Raw genomic sequence first — 17899 nt, forward strand, 5'->3', positions numbered from 1 at the left:
CTCAGAAGCCACCGGGCCTCAGAAGCCGTCCGACCGGGATCCGGCCTCCTCGTCCGAATTGGCCATGATGTCGGACGTCTGGTTCCCGGCGTCCACGACCATGCCGAGCCGCTTGTTGACGTACTCCAGGGTCTCGGTCAGGTTCTCGGTGGGCCGGTCGACCTGCTGGTGGTACGCCTTGCCGATGTCGTCCTGGCCCGCGGACTCCTTGTTGATCCGGTTGATCTCGACGATCGCCCGGTTGAGATCGGTGAGGCAGCGCTGGTAGTCGTCGTAGTGGGCGAACTTGTTCTTGAGGTCGCTCAGGACCTTCAGATCGTCAGCCACTGAACTCCTCCTGCTTTCCGGTGGGGATGCGGCTCTCGGCCGCGGCGGCGAACTCCTCCTGCTGTGACCTCTGTTCGCAGGCACGGCCGGCCGTCGTGTCCTCCTCGGCTCCGAACTCCTCCTGCTTGGCCGCCTTCACCTCGCCCAGGGTTTCCTCCAGGTCGAAGGACGGGGCCATCGCCCTTAGCGGCTTGAGGAGTTCGTCCATTTCGACGGGGGTGCCGGCGAGCCCCGTCACGCTGCGCAGGTGTCCGCCGAAGTCCTGGAATCCCTTGATGTGTTCGATGACCTGGCTGCCCATCGCGGCGCGGGCCTCGTTCAGGACGGTGACGAGGGCGGCGGCCAGTTCGGCCGGCGCCATCGACTGGTACGCCTTGGTGTGGAAGGTCATCGAGACCACCTGGCCCTGGGGGCCGACGGTCACCGACACCATGTGGTCCTTGGAGGTGACGGACGCGGTCGCCGCGTCCAGTTCGCGCTTGGCCGCGAGCATCTTGTCCCGCTGGTCGTGCAGGGCCGACATCGCGTCCTTGAGGATGCCGTCGAAGTCGATGGCCATGGGCAGCCTTTCGTGAGGGAGATGAGAGCGGTGTGTCGTGGGCGGGCGGGGGGTCAGCGGCCGATGACCCCGCTGACGGAGCCGGTGTCGGTGCCCCAGGTGTCCTCGTCCTCGGTGAGCCAGGTGGTGCGTTGCCGGTCCTTGCCCTGGTTGGGCTGGCCGCCGCCGGCCGCGCCGGGGTTCATCGGCGGCATCATCGGGTGCTGTGCGGTCTGCGTGCCGCTGCCCGTACCGCTCCCGGTGCCGGTCCCGCCGGACGGCTGTCCGCTGCCGGTGTCCCCGCCGGCCGAGGTGGTGGCGCCGGTGCCGGGCGGGGACAGGCCGACGGATCGCGCCGCCCTGTCGCCGAACGTGGTGGTGCCGCCGGTCGCGGTGCCGGTGAAGCTCTTGGAGCCGTTCCCCGAGCCGCCACTTCCGCTTCCGAGCTGGTCCAGCAAGCTGCTGTGGGTGCCGCCCGGACCACCGCTGGTCGTGGTGTGCGGTGCGGGGCGGGAGTTGAGGGCGTGCTCCGCGTTCGTCAGCAGCTGGTAGGCGCGGCTGAGGGGCTTACCGCTCGCGTCGACGACGATGCCGTCCTTGAGCGTGGCCCCCTTGGGCAGCGCGTACGGGTTGCCGTTGGAGTCGAGCAGCGGCTTGCCCTTGGCGTCCGCCACGGTGCCGTCCGGGAGGACCTTCGCACCTTCGGGGAGCCGGATCTGGTCGAGGCCGGCCCCCGGCAGTCCCCTGCCCGGCGTCTCCTCGGGGGCGGGCTGCTGTCCCACCTTGGCGCCTGGCGGGGCGACGATCTGCTTGCCGTCCGAGCCCAGGACCGGCTTGCCGTTCGCGTCGTAGACCTTGCCGTCCTTGCCGATGCGGGAGCCCGGCGGCAGTACGACGGGCGTGCCGTCCACGCCCGCGACGGGCTTGCCGTTCTTGTCGAGCAGCGGGGCGCCGCCGCCCGACGAGCCGGACCCGGGCAGGCTCGTCGGCGGCGGGGACCCCGGCCCGCCACCGGTCCCTGAGCCGGGGAGGCTGTCGGGAAGCCCGGTCTTCGGACCGCCCGTGCCGCTTCCGCCGCTCCCCGTGCCGCCGCCGATACCACCGCTCCCCGCGCCGCCGATGCCGCCCCCCGCGCCGCCTCCACTTCCCCCGCCGACGCCGCCGCCCGAACCGCCCTCTCCGATGCCGCCGATGTCTCCTCCGGGACCGCCGCCCGAGCCGGACCCGCTGCCCCCGGGGGGAGTCTCGGGGGTCGGACCGCCCGCACCGCCGCCGGTGGGCATCTGGAGACGGGGCTGGTAGATGCCCTCGCGCAGCGCTCCTCCGAGAGCGAGGTACGCCGTATCCACCTTGCCCATGTATGTCTGTGCCGCGGTGTCGAGCGGCTGCAGGTTCGCCAGCCACTTCTTCTTGGCCGCGAGCTCGATGCCGTCGAGCCAGAACTTCTGGCTGACGTCGGAGCCGCCGTTGTCGACGACCTTCGGGTCCACGGGGTAGTAGATGGTCGGGGCGTTCTCGCCGCCGCCGCTCTGCGCCTTCCACGTGAAGGTGCACTTGGCGCCCGACATGACCTCCGCGAGCGCGTCACGCATGCGCCACACCGGGCTGGTGCTCCGGTTCATCTCCACCGCGCCCGACGGCCACCACCACAGCTCAAGGGCGAGGTACATCTGGTAGAGGGATTCGTTGAGCTGCTGCTTGGCGTTGGTGATGAGCGTCTCGTAGCCGCTCTTCTGGGAGAAGTCGAACGTGTCCGGATAGCCGGTGGCGCCCTTCTGGGGCTGGGGCTGGGCGAGGTCGAGCTGGACCTTGCTCATCTCCGTGGAGATGACGTCGAGGAACTTCCTGAAGGCTCCGGCCGCGCTGCCCTTCCACTCGCTCTCGTCGGCGTCGACGTTCTCCTCCCAGCGCTTGATGATCGGGACCCACTTCGCCAGCCAGGCGTGGGCACCGTGGACCACCTCCGCCGCGGCGTCGAAGGAGGCGAAACTGACGGCTCCCGAGTTGCGTGTCTGCGAGACCACCAGTTCCGTCAGGACCTTGTGGGCATCGCTGTGGAACAGGTTGAACTTGGACTGAGGGCTGTCCAGGACGTTCTGCCAGTCCAGGTTGAACCCGATCACGCACGAGTACGCGCCGCTCGAGTAGTCGTTCTCCGTGAGGGGGATGATGTGGGAGACGTCGAACTTCTCGGAGAAGCCCTTGCCGTCGCCGCTCACGATCTCGATGTGGGCGGTGTCCGAGGACCGCCACTTCTCGACGGTCACCGCCTCGCGGTTAGTCAGCGAGTTGGTGTCGGGGAGAAGGACCTTGATGGCCTGTTCCCAGGTGAAGGTTGCCATGGGTGGGCGGGAATCCCTTCCGGAGGAGACGGCCTAGTTGCCGGTCGAGGAGGAGCCGGCGCCCGAGCCACTGCCCGAGCCGGAGTTCTGCTGGATGTCGTTGAGGATCTCCCACATCTCGGCGACGTCGACGGACTCGTCATCGGAGTTCTGGAAGGTCTCCTTGACGAACATCAGGTCGAGGTTCGCCGACTTGGCGATCTCGCGGAACGCTTCCAGCGCGCTGTTCAGCTCCTTGCACAGCGACGCGAACCCGTCCTGCACGGACAGGGCACTCACCATCTCCTTGACGTTCCCCGGCAGGAGCTTGCTGTTGCCGACGCCCTTCTCCCAGGAGAGGAGCGCCATCACGGACGGGTCCTGGAAGTCCTTGAGGAGCGTGTCGAACTTCCACGCGTAGTCGCGCAGCACGTCGTCGGTGATCGATGTGACCGTCTCGTCGTTCGGTTCGCTGTCGGTCGGGGTTCCCATCAGTGCTCTCCTGCCGAAGTCGCGGGCGTACGTCGTACGGGCCGTCGGCACGGAGAACGGAAGTCCCGCGCCCCCGGGTTCAGCCCCGTCCGGGAACGACGGAACCCGGCGCGCCGTCGAGTGCGGCGGGCCGGGTTCCGGGGCGGGGCTCAGCGCTGGAACAGATAGGCGCTCTTGCGGTCGCCGTTGCGGATGATGCCGTGGGCGTCCGCCAGCAGGTTCGCGCCCTGGTCGAACTGCTGCGACAGGCTGGAGTCCAGGTTGTTGACGGCCTGCTTGAACTCCGCGAACTCCTTGGCAGCCTCACCGCTGAACTCGGACCGGATGGCGTCGAGGCGCTGCACGATGGTGTCCAGGGCCGAGTTCATGGTGGCGGCGACCTGCTTCATCTGGGCATTGGCGTCCTCGAGCGCGCCGTGCTTGATGTCCATGTCCATTTCGCTCATGCGCGTTCCTTACAGAGGAGAGGGAGAAGAGGGGGGAGGGGAAGGGGAGAGGGCCCCCGGGGTCACTTGCTGAGGACGTCGTAGACGTCGCCGCTCCACAGGTCCATGTTGGCCTCCGCCTCGCCGGCGGTGTCCGTCATGACCTTGCTGGTGGTGCCGACGGCGTCCAGGAGGTCCCGGTACTCGGCCATCACCGTGCGGTAGCCGCGCTGCCAGTTCTCGATCTTCGCGATGAACTTGGTGCCGGCGGTGGACCGCATGCTCTGCGCGACCTGCTGCGCGATGTCCTCGGACTGGGTGTAGGCCCGCTCCATTGTCTGGAGGTGCCCCTCCAGTTCGTTGAGGGTCTGGGTGAGTACCGCTGACGAAACCTTGAGGTTGTCGCCGGGAATTTCGGTCACCTGATCTCCTTCGATCGTACGGTCGGTGGGTTCCCGGCAGGGGGAACGGGCCGTTCACGGCGTGGGGTTCACCGTCGTCGCGGCGCCGGCTGTCGCGCCCTTCACACTCTTCGCGTCCTGCGGCTCCGCTCCGGGGCAGACCGGGGCGGGCACGCCCGCGGTCGCGTCGACCACCCCCGCCGCGGCCAGCGCCGCCGGGTCCAGGGCCGGCCCCGACGGCAGCATGGTCAGCAGCGTCGCGGGCACCCCCACCGCCGCCGCGCCCGCGTAGCCGAGGGCCTTCGCGGACTCCGGCGTCGGCAGCGGGTACTTCACGCCGTTGTCCGCGACCAGATACGTCGTCCCGGCCGCGCCCGCACCGGACAGCGCCCGCACCAGCGCGCCGCCGCCGGGCCGCACGGAGACCAGGTCCGCCGCGCCGCACGCCGCCGTCACGCCCGGCTGGGGCGTCACCGGCCGGCCCGTGACCCTCGCCGCGTCGGCCACGGTCACCAGGGTGCCGGGGCCGCCCTCCGCCGAAGGCTGTACCGCCGTGCACACGCCCTGTCCGGCGCCCGGCTCCACCAGCTCCGGCGGCGTCGCCGGAAGGCCCGCGTCCGGCAGGATCCCGGCAGGCGCCGGGTGGGCGGCCAGATCGGCGGCACCCACCGCCACGGCGACCGCCGGCGCTCCCGCGTACGCCTCCCGCTGTGTGCGCGGGTCGCCGCGCAGCAGCTCGAACCGGGTGCGGTCGAGCGGCGCCAGGCCCTTTTGGGTCAGGACGTACGGCTCGCCGCCCGGGCCCGTGAAGAGCTGGCCGATCCGGGTCTCCCGTCCGGCCAGGGCGGGGCCGGGCCTGCCCCGCCCCGCGATCTCCGGAAGGGCCAGATCGGGCCCGGCGGGAAGGGAGTTGAGGTAGGCCGACGCCACCGGGAAGGGGGTGGCCGTGCGGTAGCCGAGTGCCGTCCCGGCACCCGCGCCGAGCCGTAGCCGCCGCCCCTGCCACAGCACGTGGCCGGTGCCGTCCGAGGCGGTCACCAGAACCCCCTGTCCGGGGCCCAGCGCCCGGCCTGTGCCCGCCGGACCGACGGCCACCGAGACCACCGGGCCGGGCCGCCCCGTCGCCGTGGCCGCCACCAGACCGCACACCAGCCAGTCGCCCCGGGCCAGCGCGGACGCGGCCGGGAGCCCGTCCGGCGCGCCCACGATCCCCACCGGCCCGCCGCGCGGCACCGTCCCCAGCGAGTTCAGACCGACCTGCGTGACGGTCATCTTCTCCCCGGCCACCAGCCGGGCACTGGCCTGGTTGAGCACCGGCCGCAGCTCCCCGCCGACGAACAGGTACCGGGCACCCGTCTCCTTGACCACCACCAGGGTCCCCGGCTTGGCCCAGCCCGTCGCGCCGCCCGGCTTGATCGCCCCGTACAGTCCCATGACCAGGGCGATGATCACGGCGATAAACAGTCCGGTGCGCACCCCTCGGGTGGTCCGCCGGGTCGGGAGGTCCAGCGCGTCGGGCTCGCCCCGCAGCATCCCGGCCCCGAGCCTGCTCATCACGAACAGGTGGGCCTGCACCTGGTCGCGTCTGGACTGCATGTGAACTCCTGGTGGGAAAGGTACGGCGGGGTTGGGGGGTGTTTCCGGGCGGGCCGCTCAGCCGGTGAGCCCGCGCACCCACGCGAACACCCCGGCCTCGGTCAGTGCCAGCGGGATCAGGCTCAGCGCCAGCGCGCTGTGCAGCAGGTCGGCGGCCCGCCCCCAGTACGGCAGCAGCCGCCGTCCCGGCACCGTCCACGAGAAGATCGCGAGCGCCGCGGCGGCCGCCAGCAGACCCGTCAGCAGGCCCAGCCGGCCCGTCGGGCCAAGCGAGAGCGCCCACCCGGTCGTGAGCAGGGCGAGCCCGTACACGCCCGGCAGGATCAGGGCCAGCCGCTGCCACCGGGAACCGACCTCGCGGACGTGCAGGATCAGCAGCAGCGACAGCACGGCCGCCAGCGCCACCGGGGCCCAGCCGAGCGCGGACGCCATCAGCGTGAGGCAGGCCGCGCACAGGGCGCCGGTCACCACATGGAAAGCGGTCAGATAGCCGTCGGCCACGGCGCTGCGGTCCACGACCCCCTGCGCCGGGTAGGACTCGATGTCCTCCTGCAGCTCTTCGGCCCTGCGCGGCAGCGCGGGCAGCCGCAGTCCCGACAGCCGGAAGGCGAAGCCGGGCAGGAACGCCCCGAACGTCACCACGAGCACGGCCAGCGCCCCCGCCGTCTCCGAGGCCGAGAGCCCCGCCAGGACGAGCGCCCCCGCCGCCGACGCGGCGACCGAGGTCACGAGCAGCCCGAGGAACAGGGGTGCCGAACAGGCCACGGACGCCAGCGCCAGGACCGACGCGCCCGCCGCCGCCGAACCGCCCGCGAGCAGCCGGGCTGCCGTCAGGTCGCTGTCCCCGGCCGGCAGCAGCGCACCGGCCAGCGCCAGGTAGGGCACCGCCGCCGCGCCGAGCGCGGTACCGGCCCCCGCGTCGCCCACCGCCCGTGCGGCGCTGCCCGCGCCGAGGATCAGAAGGACTCCGGCGCAGGCCGCCGCGACCACCCGCAGCGGCCCGAGGCCGCCGGAGAGGGCCAGGAGGACGAAACCGCCCGCCAGCGAGAGCAGCGCCAGCCCGAGCGCCAGGTGGTGGGTGAGGGCGGGATGCCAACCGTCGCCGCGCCGCTCCAGGCCGGCCGCGACGCCGTCGATGATGTCGTCGAAGTGCACCTCCGGCATCGCCTCGCGACGCATCCGCAGGTAGAGGCACTCGCCGTCGCGCAGCCCCAGGGCCTCCGCCGTCCGCTCCTCGTCCAGCGGATTCCCGCCGAGCCGCTGGAGCACCCAGCCGCCCGCCTCGACGGCCTTCTCGTCCAGGTCGTCACCGGAGTACCTGACGATGGTCGGGAACAGGTCCGCCAGGGGGACATCGGCCGGTACGGAGAGCTCGACCACCCTGTGCGGCCCGTGGAACCTCAACCGGCACAGCCCCGCCACCGCGCTACCACTCACTTCCTGCGTGTCCTTCCCGCTGTCCAGCCGGGGCAGGAAGGCCCTCGGCGGACAGAGGAACGGAAAAGCCCCGGCGGCGGGTTCAGCCGCCCCCGCGCGGATCGCCCCGCAGCTGCCGGGCGAGCGCCTCGACGCCCTCCTCGCCGTGCCGCGCCACGAGCACGGCTGCCAGCTCGGTCACCGACCGCCGCTCGCCCTCGCTCCAGCCGGCCGCCGACGGATGCTCGTCGATCAGGAACACGCGCGCGATCAGCCGCGCCCCCGGCTCCGGTACTTCGGCCGGGGAAGCGGTCCCGAGCAGCCGGGCGAGCGCGTCCACCACCTCGGACGCCGTGGCCTCCGGCACGTCCAGCCCGGTCACGGCCCCGTCGAGCGGGTCCCCGTCCTCCGGGGCGACGCCCGGCAGCCACGCGCGCAGCAACGCCTGTACCTCGTACACCTCGTCGTCCCCGTCCTCGTCCAACGCTCTCTCCCCCCCTCGAGACCGCCCCACCGGGCGGGCGCGCACCGTCTCTCCCACCCCGGCGACGCGCCGCGCATCCGCACGGGCGCACGCCCCACCGCCGTTGCCTCCTTGCCGCAGAGGTCAACGCGCCTCCCCGCCGTCCGGGTTCATCCGGCGTTCATCCGGAGTCACCGTACGAACGGATTGAACCGTCCCGCACCACCCGTCCGTTCCCGACTGACGAGGAAACCGCACAGAGTCGGCCGCCAGGCGGAAGCCAGGCGTGAGGAGCGTTGTTCGTTGAGCGTGGTGCAAGTCAACCGCCCGCCGCGGCGGCCGGGCCCCGAGATGCCCGACGGCGAGATCCAGCTCCAGGAGCCCCCCGGCCTGCCCGAGAAGCAGAACGGCATGGGCACCATCATCACGATGGTGCCCATGGCGCTGTCCTCGCTCTCCATGGTCTTCATCTTCCTGCGCCCCAACGGGGGCATGATGACGTACATCGCCATGGGCACCATGGCCGTGTCCGCCATCGGCATGATCGTCACCCAGATCATGCGCGGCAACGCCGACCGCAAGCAGGAACTGACCGGCGAGCGCCGCGACTACCTGCGCTACCTGGCGCAGATGCGGCGGCAGGTGCGCAAGGAGATCCTCCGCCAGCAGGAGGCCCTGGCCTGGCGCCACCCCGACCCGGCCGAACTGCCCTACCTGGTGCGGACCTCGCGCCTGTGGGAACGACGCTCCTCCCACCCCGACTTCAGCGACGTACGGATCGCGCTGGGCTCCCAGCGCCTCGCGGTGCGCCTCGCCCCGCTCTCCACCAAACCGGTCGAGGACCTCGAACCGCTCAGCGCCCACGCGCTGCGCCGCTTCATCCACGCGTACGGCTCCATCGCCGACCAGCCCGTCGCCATCCACCTGCGCGGCTTCGCCCACGTGCTGATCCGCACCGACGACGATTCCGCCGACCCCACCGAGGGCGCCGCCCGGCCCGAGGGCGCGACCGGGACGAACCCCGACGACGACCGGTCCCGCGCCCTGGTCCGCGCGATACTCGCCCAGATCACCACTTTCCACGCCCCCGACGAGCTGCGCGTCGCGGTCGTTGCCGCGCCCGAGCGGCGCGCCCACTGGGAGTGGACCAAGTGGCTCCCGCACGCGCTGCACCCCCAGGAGACCGACGGCGCCGGACCGCTGCGGCTCGTCGCCGGCACCATAGGCGAACTGGAACAACTGCTCGGCGAGAAATTCGGTGCCCGGCCGCCCTACGAGCCCGACGCCACGCCCAGCCGCGACGAGCCCTACACGATCGTCGTGCTCGACGGTGCCGTCTTCACCTCACCTCACCGGGCCGCGCTCGGCGGCTACCGCAACGCCACTATCGTCGACGTCGGCTCCACCCTGAAGTGGAAGCACGGCCGGCTCACGCTCCGGCTGCGGATCACCGGCACCCCCGACGGCCCTGACGCCCTGGAGATGGTCGGCGCCGACCGCAACCTCAAGGACCGGAGCACCCCGCTCGGCGTCCCCGACGGCCTGACGCCCGTCGCCGCCACCCGGCTGGCCGCCGCCATGGCCCCGTACCGCCTCGGCGACAGCTTCGAGGCGGGCGAACCCCTGGAGACCGACTTCGACCTGGCCGGCCTGCTCGGCATCCCCGACCTGCACCGTTTCGACGTCAAGGAGCAGTGGGCGCGGCGCAACCAGTCCAACAAGCTCCGGGTCCCCCTCGGTCTCGGCCCCGACGGCTCCCCCATCGACCTCGACATCAAGGAATCCGCCCAGGGCGGCATGGGCCCGCACGGCATGCTGATCGGCGCCACCGGCTCCGGCAAGTCCGAGCTGCTGCGCACCCTCGTCCTCGCCCTGGCCCTGACCCACTCCTCGGAGATCCTCAACTTCGTCCTCGTCGACTTCAAGGGCGGCGCCACTTTCCTCGGCCTGGACGGCCTGCCCCACACCTCCGCGGTCATCACCAACCTCGCGGACGAGGCAGACCTGGTGGACCGCATGCGCGACGCGCTGCACGGCGAGATGATCCGCCGCCAGGAACTGCTGCGCGCCGCCGGGAACTACGCCTCCCTCCTGGAGTACGAGACCGCCCGTGCCGACGGCACCCCGCTGGACCCGCTGCCCACCCTCTTCGTCGTCGTCGACGAGTTCTCCGAACTGCTCGCGGCCCACCGCGACTTCATGGACCTGTTCGTCATGATCGGCCGCCTCGGCCGTTCCCTGGGCGTCCACCTGCTGCTCGCCTCTCAGCGCCTCGACGAAGGACGCGTGCACCAGCTGGAGTCCCACCTGTCGTACCGGATCGGCCTACGCACCTTCTCCGCCATGGAGTCCCGCGGCGTCCTGGGCGTCACCGACGCCTACCAGCTCCCCTCCCAGCCCGGAAACGGCTACCTGCGCAGCGACATCTCCACCCTCAGCCGCTTCAAGGCCGCCTACGTCTCCGGCACCTACCGGCCCAAGCGCCGCCAGGCCGGCCGCCGTTCGGTCATCGAGGGCCAGGTCGTCGCCCTCCGCACCGAGTACGTGGCCCCGCGGGTGCTGCCCGCCGCCCCCGACCCGGAGGAGGAGACGGCGGCCGAGGCGACCGGGACGCTCCTCGACATCGCCGCCGAACGCCTGGCCGACGCCGGACCCCCCGCGTACCAGGTGTGGCTGGCGCCCCTCGACGTGCCGCCGACCCTGGACGAACTGCTGCCCCCGATCGGACCCGACCCCGAGCACGGCTTCACCGCCGAGAGCGGGACGCGCGGCACGCTCAAGGTCCCCGTCGGCGTCGTCGACAGGCCCTTCCAGCAGGTCCGCGACCTGCTCGTGGCCGACCTGGGCGGTGCCGACGGCCACATCGGCGTCGCCGGCGCCCCGCAGTCCGGCAAGTCGACCCTCATCCGCACCCTGATGACCTCCCTCGCCCTCACCCACACCCCGGCCGAAGTGCAGTTCTACTGTCTGGACTTCGGCGGCGGCGCCCTGTCGAGCCTGCGTGGTCTGCCGCACGTCGGCGGGGTCACCGGCAGGCACGACCCCGACCGGGTCGTCCGGACCGTCGCCGAGGTCAACGCGGTCATCACCCGCCGCGAGAAGTACTTCGCCGAACTCGGCATCGACTCCGTCGCCGCCTTCCGCCGCAGGAAGGCGGCAGGCGAACTCCCCGAGGACCCGCACGGAGACGTGTTCCTGGTCATCGACGGCTGGAACACCCTGCGCCAGGAGTTCATGGACCTGGTCCAGCCCCTCACCCTCATCTCCCAGCGCGGTCTCGGCTACGGCGTCCACCTGCTCGTCGGCACCACCCGCTGGGGCGAGATCACCGGCGCCCTCCGCGACCAGCTCCAGACCCGCTTCGAACTGCGCCTGGGCGATGCCGTCGACTCGGTCGTCAACATGCGGGCAGCGGCCAAGGTCCCCAAGATCCCCGGCCGCGGACTCACCGCCGACCAGATGCACTTTCTGTGCGCGCTGCCCCGCATGGACGGCATCGGCACCGTCCACGATCTCAGCGAGGGCGTCGCCGACCTGGTCGACATCGTCGCCGACCACTGGACCGGCCCGCGCGCGCCCGAGGTCCGCATGCTTCCCCTCGTCCTCGACGCCGCCGACCTCCCCGAGCCCCACGGCTCCCTGCGGATCCCGCTCGGTCTGGAGGAGAACGACGTCCAGCCGCTGTGGCACGACTTCTCCCAGGACCCGCACCTGATCGTCGTCGGCGACAGCGAGACCGGCAAGAGCAACCTGCTCAAGCACATCGCCGCCCAGATCATGCGCGCCTACACCCCCGACCAGGGCCGCCTGATGCTGGTCGACTTCCGCCGCGAGATGTACGAGACCGTGCCCGAGGAGTACCGCCTCGGCTACGCGGTCTCCGCGGACCCTCTGCGCCAGATGATCACCGGCGCGGGCAAGGCGATCGCCAACCGCGTCCCGGCCGCCGACATCACCCCGGACCGGCTGCGGCTGCGCGACTGGTGGAGCGGCCCGGAGCTCTTCGTGCTCGTCGACGACTACGACCTGGTCAACGGCTCGATGCAGGCCCACCCCTTCGGCGCCGTCCTCGACCATCTCGCCCAGGGCGCGGAGATCGGCCTGCACATCGTCGTCGCCCGCTCCGCCAACGGCGCCGGCCGCGGTCTGTCCGACCCGCTCCTGCGCAAGCTCCAGGACGTCAACACCCCTGCCGTGCTGCTCTCCTGCCCGTCCACCGAGGGCTACCTCTTCGGCGGCACGAAGCCGAAGGTGCTGCCCACCGGACGCGCGCTGCACATCACCCGCCGCCGCACGGTGCAGCTCCAGACCCCGCTGCTCGACCCCGACGGCCGGACCCCGCAGAACGGACACCCTGGATGACCTTCCGCGCCCCCGCCACCGGATCGGGCACGCACCCCGTCGGCCCGCACCTGGTGATCGCCTCCGAGGAGACGGCCGCCACCCTGACGCCCGTCCTGAGCGGGCTGCCCCCGCTGCCCGGCGCGCTTCTGGTGCTGGCCGCGGCGCCGGACGCGGCACCGGTCCTCCGCCGCGCACTGCCGGACCTGGTGGCCCTCGCCGGGGAGCGCGGCGCGACCCGCCTGGTCCTCGCCGCCTCGGGCCTCGCCGCACAGGGCCCCGGCGGCGGCCGCCCACTGCAGGCGGTCGCCACGACGGCGGACTTCACGGTGGTCGCCCCGGACGGCACGGTCAGCGTCGAACCGGACGGCACGCTGCGACTCGCGGAACCGGGCACCTGGTGGCTGGCGGAACCAGGGGAGGAGCCGTACGAACTGGGCCCGGGGTGGCCCCCGGAGGAACCACAGGCGCGGGAGGAGCCGGAGGAGCGGGCAGAAGAGGAACCGGAGGCGGAGGAACCGCTCCCGCCCCCCGCGCCGCCCGTCCCCGTAGTGGCGGAGTCCCAGGGCGGCGCGCACACATACGGAGCGACGCCGGCGGAGGAGTCGGCGAAGGACATCCGTACCGTTCCGGGCGGAGTCTGGCTCGGAGGACCGCCCGAGGCGGTCGATCCGCTGATCGGCGTCGGCCCGGAGACCTTCCTCCTGGGCGTCGGATCACCGGCCCGCCCCACGCTGCCCGCCGCCGAGCTCCTGGACCGGGTGCCGGAGGACGCGGCGGACGCGCGGCACCTCCTGCTGACCGCGCCGTGGGCCGACCCGTCCGACCTCGTGACCATGGCGGGGGCCCTGGCGGACCGCTTCGACCGTACGGTACGGGCGGCGATCGGCCTCCCCGTACGGACGGCGGACGACCACGCCACCACGTTTCTCGACGGACGGGGCGCGCCCACCTGGCAGCCCCTCCTGCTGGAACTCGCCGCCTCGCCCGGACACCACCGCGTGGTGCCGTCCGCGTGGCTGCGGCCGTCCGGCCCGGAGGCGACGGCCCCGGCCGTGTACGCCTGCGCGGACCCGGAGGGCTGGGTCCTCGAACTCGTCCCGGCGGGGCTCTGGCTACGCCCGGCGGACCGGGTGCCGGACGCCCGCCCCCGTACGGTGCGCCCCGACCCGGCCCGCCCGGTCCTGATGGTGGGCGACGGGGAACGGCCCGTCGGCCCCGAGGTCCGGCGGGCGCTGCCCGGGGTGCTAGCCGCGCTGCCGGACCTGGGCGCGACGGAACCCTACGGACTGCTGCTCCACGGCGACGCGTACGACGAGGAGCAGCCCCGTTCCTGGGCGGAGGAGCTGAACCTGCACTGGCTGGGCTCCACGAACCCCCACCCGGCGCCGACGCCCGAGCCCTCCCCCGAACCCCGTACCGGACCGGTCCCGCCCCCGACCGCGAGCGAACCGACCGACACGGCTTCGGCCCCGGCCCCGATCCCGCCCCCGACTTCGGCTCAGGCTCCGGCTCCGGCTCCGGCTCCGGCTCCAGAGGAACCGGAGCCCCCGGTACGGGAGGCTCCCGCCACCCCACCGATGCCCCATCTCTCGCCGGCACCGGGCGGCCGCAGCAACCCGGACGAACGCGCGGCCCTCCGGGAACTCCTGGGCGAGAAATACCACATCCTCGCCAGCAAGGCGGAGCTGCTGGCCTCCCGGCTGCCGTCGCTGCGGTCCCTGGCCCAGGACGGCCTCAAGCCCGACATGGTCGCCATCGCGCTGTACCAGGCAAACGCCCCCGACCTGGGATCCCGCGCGGGACTGGCCGAGGCCGCGCGTGCCGCCGCCCCCGGCCCCTTCACCCCGCTGCTGCGCTGCCTGGAATCGGGCCTGCGCCGCCTGCCGGGGCACTACGGGGCGGTCATGCTCGCGGCTCCGGCGGAGCGGGTGCCGCTGGACCGGTACGTGCCGGGCACGGTCCTCGTCGAGCCCGCGGCGGTGGCGACCGTCCCGGCGTGCGACGCGGAGCTGGAGGGCGCGGTCGAGTTCGGGATCTGGTCCACCATCGGCCGCCGGACGTCCGTCTTCCTCGGGACGGACGACGAACCGGAGGTGGTGTTCCCCCCGGGCACGGCCTTCTCCGTCCTGGCCCTCCGTCTGTCGGAGGACGACGCGGCGCCGATCCGCGTCCTGCTCCGCGAGATCTCCCCCGCGGAGACCGACGTGGCGGACGACCGCTTCCGGAAACGCGACGAGCAGGCCCGTACCCGCCTGACCGAGTGGTTCGAGCGCAGGGACATGCTGGAACCCCACGACCGCCGCCCCCTCCCGGACGCGACGCGCTTCCACGTGGCCCCGGGAGCGGGCCTGGACTGAACCCGCGGCCCCGACCGACCAGCCGGCCTGCGTGATCGACATCGACGGTGCCGTCCTTTGTGCCGACGATCTCCACACGCTCGGCCAACGCGGCCCAGGCGGCCGAGTCGTCCTTTCTGATCTGGACGTTCGCGGGTGTGGCCATAGACTCGACCCTTCAAGTGATTTACAGCGCACCACTCCGTTGACATTGTAAACAGGCTACAGGGACGCCGCCCTGGTCCCGCTCGCGCTCGCGCCGGACGACACCGCTGCCCTGCTGGCCCCGCACTGGCGGGTGATGGACCCGGTGGCGCGGCTGCGTTCCCTGCTCCCCGAGCGCACACCGGCCGCGCCCGCGCCGCGCAGGGAGCCGCGCCTGCCCGAGACGATGGACGTCTTCGGCATCCACGCCGATCTGATCAAGGAGTACGAGGACTTCACCAAGAGCGCGACGGTGATCCGGGACGCCCGGATCGAAGGCTTCGTCGCCGGCGACCTGGCGGCGAAGTCGCAGTGGCCCGACCCGTGGCTGTCGCTGAACCCGTTCTTCGCCGACGGCGGCCAGGTCACCGACCTGGTGCGGGACGGCCTGCTGCACCCCCGGTGTGCGGAGATCTTCCAGGCGGGAAAGAAGGAGAACGCGCGGCGCCCGGACGGCCGTCCGCTGACCTTCCACCTCCATCAGCGGCAGGCGATCGAGGCCGCACAGGTGGACGACTCCTACGTCCTGACCACCGGCACCGGTTCCGGTAAGTCCCTGGCGTACATCGTCCCGATCGTGGACCGCGTCCTGAAGGAACGTCAGGCAGCCGGCGCCGGCGGGGGCGGTCGGGTCCGCGCGATCGTGGTCTACCCGATGAACGCCCTGGCCAACTCGCAGCTGGGGGAGCTGGAGAAGTACCTGCGCCACGGGTTCGGGACGGGGGCGAGCCGGTCACCTTCGCCCGCTACACCGGTCAGGAGTCCGACGAGCAGCGTCGGGCGCCTGCTGCCGTTGTTTGAGGCGAAGATGCTGCACCACTACGACCATCGCTTCTCCACGTACGAGGACGCCACGGAGAAGCAACTCGCCGTGGGCACACTCCCTCGCCTCACCGTGGACCAGCATCAGGATGCCTCCGCCATGCCGCTGCCGCGCTACTGGGTGCCGGAACAGGACGTTCCTACCGGAGAAGTGGACAAGAACGGCCAGCCCATCATGGAGTCCGGCGTCCGCAGTCGCTTGGCGGCGAAGGGCTGGGATCGGCAGTGGGTCTTCGGCTGGCGTGACATCTGCCGAGCAAGCGACGAACGGACAATGATCGCGGCAGCCGCTCCGGCCCACGGATTTGGCCACAAGTTCCTGCTAGCGCTGTCCTCGCAGGCGGCCCTAATGGGGGCAGCGTGGTCATCATTTGTCATGGACTACGCCACTCGCCAGTCCGTAGGCGGCACCTCGATGAGCTACTTCATCGTTCGGCAGCTCCCAATGCCATCGCCAGAACAGCTCACCCCTCACTCGGGCATGGCCCTTCCTCGACTCCTCCAACTCACGTACCCCACCCACGACATGCGCCCCTTCGCCCTCGACCTCGGCGACTCCGGTGCCCCCTTCCGCTGGGACCCCGACCGCCGTGCCGTCATACGTGCCGAACTGGACGCTCTCTTCTTCCACCTCTACGGCATCACCCGCGACGACACCGCATACATCCTCGACACCTTCAACGTCACCCGCGACAACGACACCAAGGCGCACGGTGAGTACCGCACCAAACGCCTCATCCTCGCTGAGTACGACCGCATGGCCGCAGCCGGCCTGACCCTGGAGACCCCGCTCACCGAGGACGAGTCCGGCACCTACCGCTCCACCCTCACCCCGCCCCCGGGCCAGGGCTCCAGGCATTCCGCCTGACAAGCCGTTCCGGCCCGGCCGAGGTCCCGAGTGGACCACCCGTACCCGAATCCTCGCTCCAGGAGTTAAGCGCCACGTGAACCCGTACAACGCGCCACGCCTCACCCCACCCCGACCGTGGTGGAAGACGACACCAGCCGCGCTCGGCGCCCTCGCACTGGTCGCCCTGCTCGGCGCGTTCAGCTTCGGCCTGGGATTCCTCGTGATGATCGCCGCCATCGCGGCCGTGTGGGCGTTACCTCCATGGCGCTGGTTCACCAAGCTCGGTGCGACGTTCGGAGCCTTGATACTGCTGACGATCGGCGCGGGCCTGGGCGGACAGCTCGACAACAGCGGGACAGGAAAGACCGACGCCAAACCAGGGAGCAAGGCCAGCGCAAGCCCCGCAGCCACCTCGCCGTCCCCGACCGTCTCCAAGGCCATCAAGGCCGCTGACTACACCGGTCAACTGCTGAACGACGCGGAGGAGAAAGCGCGCTCCGACGGCTACACCACAGGCCACCACGACGCGGCCGACGAGGAGCGCGCGATCATCGTGCGGTCCGGTTGGACTGTGTGCCTCCAGAAGGCCGATACGACTGCGATGACCGTTGACTTCGCAGCCGTCAGGCAGGACGAGCCATGCCCCCAAAAGGATGGCGCCCCGCTCCCGTGGCCGAAGATGCCGGATGTCGTCGGCGCAACCTACGACACGGCCGTCGAGGACCTGGAACAAGCGGGTATCGACCTGGACCGCGTCGAGCTCGACGACGTCTACCTCGACGTCGACACTCCGACCGCAGAGGAAGCCGCCGAGGACGGCGACGACTGGCGGGTGTGCTTCCAGTCCCCGGACGAAGGAAACAAGGTCACCTCCACCACCACTGTCCGTCTCGACCTGGGCCGGTGGACCGAAGCCGACCTCGTGCAGCGCTGCCCGTCGGCGAAGGACACGACCTACATAATCCCCGCCAACGACCCCGACTACGAGGACGACAACGGCACTACGGGAGACGGCGGTTCGACCGGCGGCAGTTCTTCCACCTCCGGCGGTGGCGGTTCGTCCTCCTCCGGCGGTTCCTCCGGCGGCAGCGTCGGCACGGTCCATCCCGGCTCGTTCTGCTCCCCGCCCGGAGCGACCGGCGTCACCAAGGCCGGCACCCCCATGGTCTGCGGCCCTGGCTCCGACGGCCACAACCGCTGGCACAGCTCCTGACCCGTACAGACCAGGCTCGTCCTCACGGGTCTGCGTGCCGTGCACGGCAGAACCCCTCACCGCCCGGGGGCACTGGGCGAGCATGGGTATACATGCGGTGGGGGGGGGGGGGGGCGCGGGGGGGGGGGGGGCGGCCCGCACACAAACCGTC

13 protein-coding genes and 1 pseudogene are annotated in these 17899 nt (G+C 71.8%); 5 read left to right on the forward strand and 9 right to left on the reverse strand.

The window, feature by feature from the left end:
• Positions 1-18: 18 nt before the first annotated feature.
• The 9 genes from AB0F38_RS27385 to AB0F38_RS27425 all read right to left on the reverse strand — a co-directional run bounded on the left by AB0F38_RS27385 (position 19) and on the right by AB0F38_RS27425 (position 8000).
• On the reverse strand, positions 19-327 hold the full coding sequence (locus AB0F38_RS27385; RefSeq protein ID WP_361898722.1) for a hypothetical protein: 309 nt from the start codon (positions 325-327) through the stop codon (positions 19-21).
• Positions 320-886 (reverse strand): YbaB/EbfC family nucleoid-associated protein, encoded by a 567-nt coding sequence (locus AB0F38_RS27390; protein WP_361898725.1) that lies wholly within the window; start codon positions 884-886, stop codon positions 320-322. The genes AB0F38_RS27385 and AB0F38_RS27390 overlap by 8 nt, the downstream gene beginning before the upstream one ends.
• A 53-nt stretch (positions 887-939) precedes the next feature.
• Positions 940-3207 (reverse strand): hypothetical protein, encoded by a 2268-nt coding sequence (locus AB0F38_RS27395; protein ID WP_361898728.1) that lies wholly within the window; start codon positions 3205-3207, stop codon positions 940-942.
• A gap of 33 nt (positions 3208-3240) precedes the next feature.
• Positions 3241-3678, reverse strand: a complete 438-nt coding sequence (locus AB0F38_RS27400; protein WP_361898731.1) for a hypothetical protein — start codon at positions 3676-3678, stop codon at positions 3241-3243.
• Positions 3679-3827: 149 nt separating this feature from the next.
• Complete coding sequence (locus AB0F38_RS27405) at positions 3828-4124, reverse strand: WXG100 family type VII secretion target (protein ID WP_361898734.1); 297 nt, start codon at positions 4122-4124, stop codon at positions 3828-3830.
• 62 nt (positions 4125-4186) lie between these two features.
• The gene (locus AB0F38_RS27410) at positions 4187-4525 is read right to left on the reverse strand and encodes a hypothetical protein (RefSeq protein WP_361898737.1); all 339 of its coding nucleotides are present in this window, start codon (positions 4523-4525) and stop codon (positions 4187-4189) included.
• A 54-nt stretch (positions 4526-4579) separates the two neighbouring features.
• Entirely contained in the window at positions 4580-6100 is a 1521-nt protein-coding gene (gene eccB / locus AB0F38_RS27415; RefSeq protein ID WP_361898740.1) for a type VII secretion protein EccB, read from the reverse strand.
• 57 nt (positions 6101-6157) lie between these two features.
• Complete coding sequence (gene eccD / locus AB0F38_RS27420; RefSeq protein ID WP_361898742.1) at positions 6158-7537, reverse strand: type VII secretion integral membrane protein EccD; 1380 nt, start codon at positions 7535-7537, stop codon at positions 6158-6160.
• An 82-nt stretch (positions 7538-7619) separates the two neighbouring features.
• Entirely contained in the window at positions 7620-8000 is a 381-nt protein-coding gene (locus AB0F38_RS27425; protein WP_361898745.1) for a hypothetical protein, read from the reverse strand.
• A gap of 330 nt (positions 8001-8330) precedes the next feature.
• Here AB0F38_RS27425 and eccCa point away from each other — a divergent pair, with 330 nt between their 5' ends.
• From eccCa to AB0F38_RS27450, 5 genes and pseudogenes are all read left to right on the forward strand, one after another.
• Entirely contained in the window at positions 8331-12341 is a 4011-nt protein-coding gene (gene eccCa / locus AB0F38_RS27430) for a type VII secretion protein EccCa (protein WP_361898763.1), read from the forward strand.
• Entirely contained in the window at positions 12338-14680 is a 2343-nt protein-coding gene (locus AB0F38_RS27435; RefSeq protein ID WP_361898748.1) for a hypothetical protein, read from the forward strand. The genes eccCa and AB0F38_RS27435 overlap by 4 nt, the downstream gene beginning before the upstream one ends.
• 370 nt (positions 14681-15050) lie before the next feature.
• A pseudogene (locus AB0F38_RS27440) lies at positions 15051-15643 on the forward strand (DEAD/DEAH box helicase); the annotation flags it as partial.
• A gap of 13 nt (positions 15644-15656) precedes the next feature.
• Positions 15657-16553, forward strand: coding sequence for a hypothetical protein (locus AB0F38_RS27445; RefSeq protein ID WP_361898751.1), 897 nt, complete (start codon positions 15657-15659; stop codon positions 16551-16553).
• A 76-nt stretch (positions 16554-16629) separates the two neighbouring features.
• Entirely contained in the window at positions 16630-17748 is a 1119-nt protein-coding gene (locus AB0F38_RS27450; protein WP_361898754.1) for a PASTA domain-containing protein, read from the forward strand.
• Positions 17749-17899: the final 151 nt, after the last annotated feature.

The organism is Streptomyces sp. NPDC025273 (assembly GCF_040638585.1).
Lineage (GTDB): Bacteria > Actinomycetota > Actinomycetes > Streptomycetales > Streptomycetaceae > Streptomyces > Streptomyces cinereorectus.

What these genes read in the sequence shown, in the direction of transcription:
- AB0F38_RS27390 (WP_361898725.1), bottom strand. Translation starts at nt 886, where the DNA reads ATGGCCATCGACTTCGACGGCATCCTCAAGGACGCGATGTCGGCCCTG.
- AB0F38_RS27395 (WP_361898728.1), bottom strand. Translation starts at nt 3,207, where the DNA reads ATGGCAACCTTCACCTGGGAACAGGCCATCAAGGTCCTTCTCCCCGAC.
- AB0F38_RS27400 (WP_361898731.1), bottom strand. Translation starts at nt 3,678, where the DNA reads ATGGGAACCCCGACCGACAGCGAACCGAACGACGAGACGGTCACATCG.
- AB0F38_RS27405 (WP_361898734.1), bottom strand. Translation starts at nt 4,124, where the DNA reads ATGAGCGAAATGGACATGGACATCAAGCACGGCGCGCTCGAGGACGCC.
- eccB (WP_361898740.1), bottom strand. Translation starts at nt 6,100, where the DNA reads ATGCAGTCCAGACGCGACCAGGTGCAGGCCCACCTGTTCGTGATGAGC.
- eccCa (WP_361898763.1), top strand. Translation starts at nt 8,331, where the DNA reads ATGCCCGACGGCGAGATCCAGCTCCAGGAGCCCCCCGGCCTGCCCGAG.
- AB0F38_RS27435 (WP_361898748.1), top strand. Translation starts at nt 12,338, where the DNA reads ATGACCTTCCGCGCCCCCGCCACCGGATCGGGCACGCACCCCGTCGGC.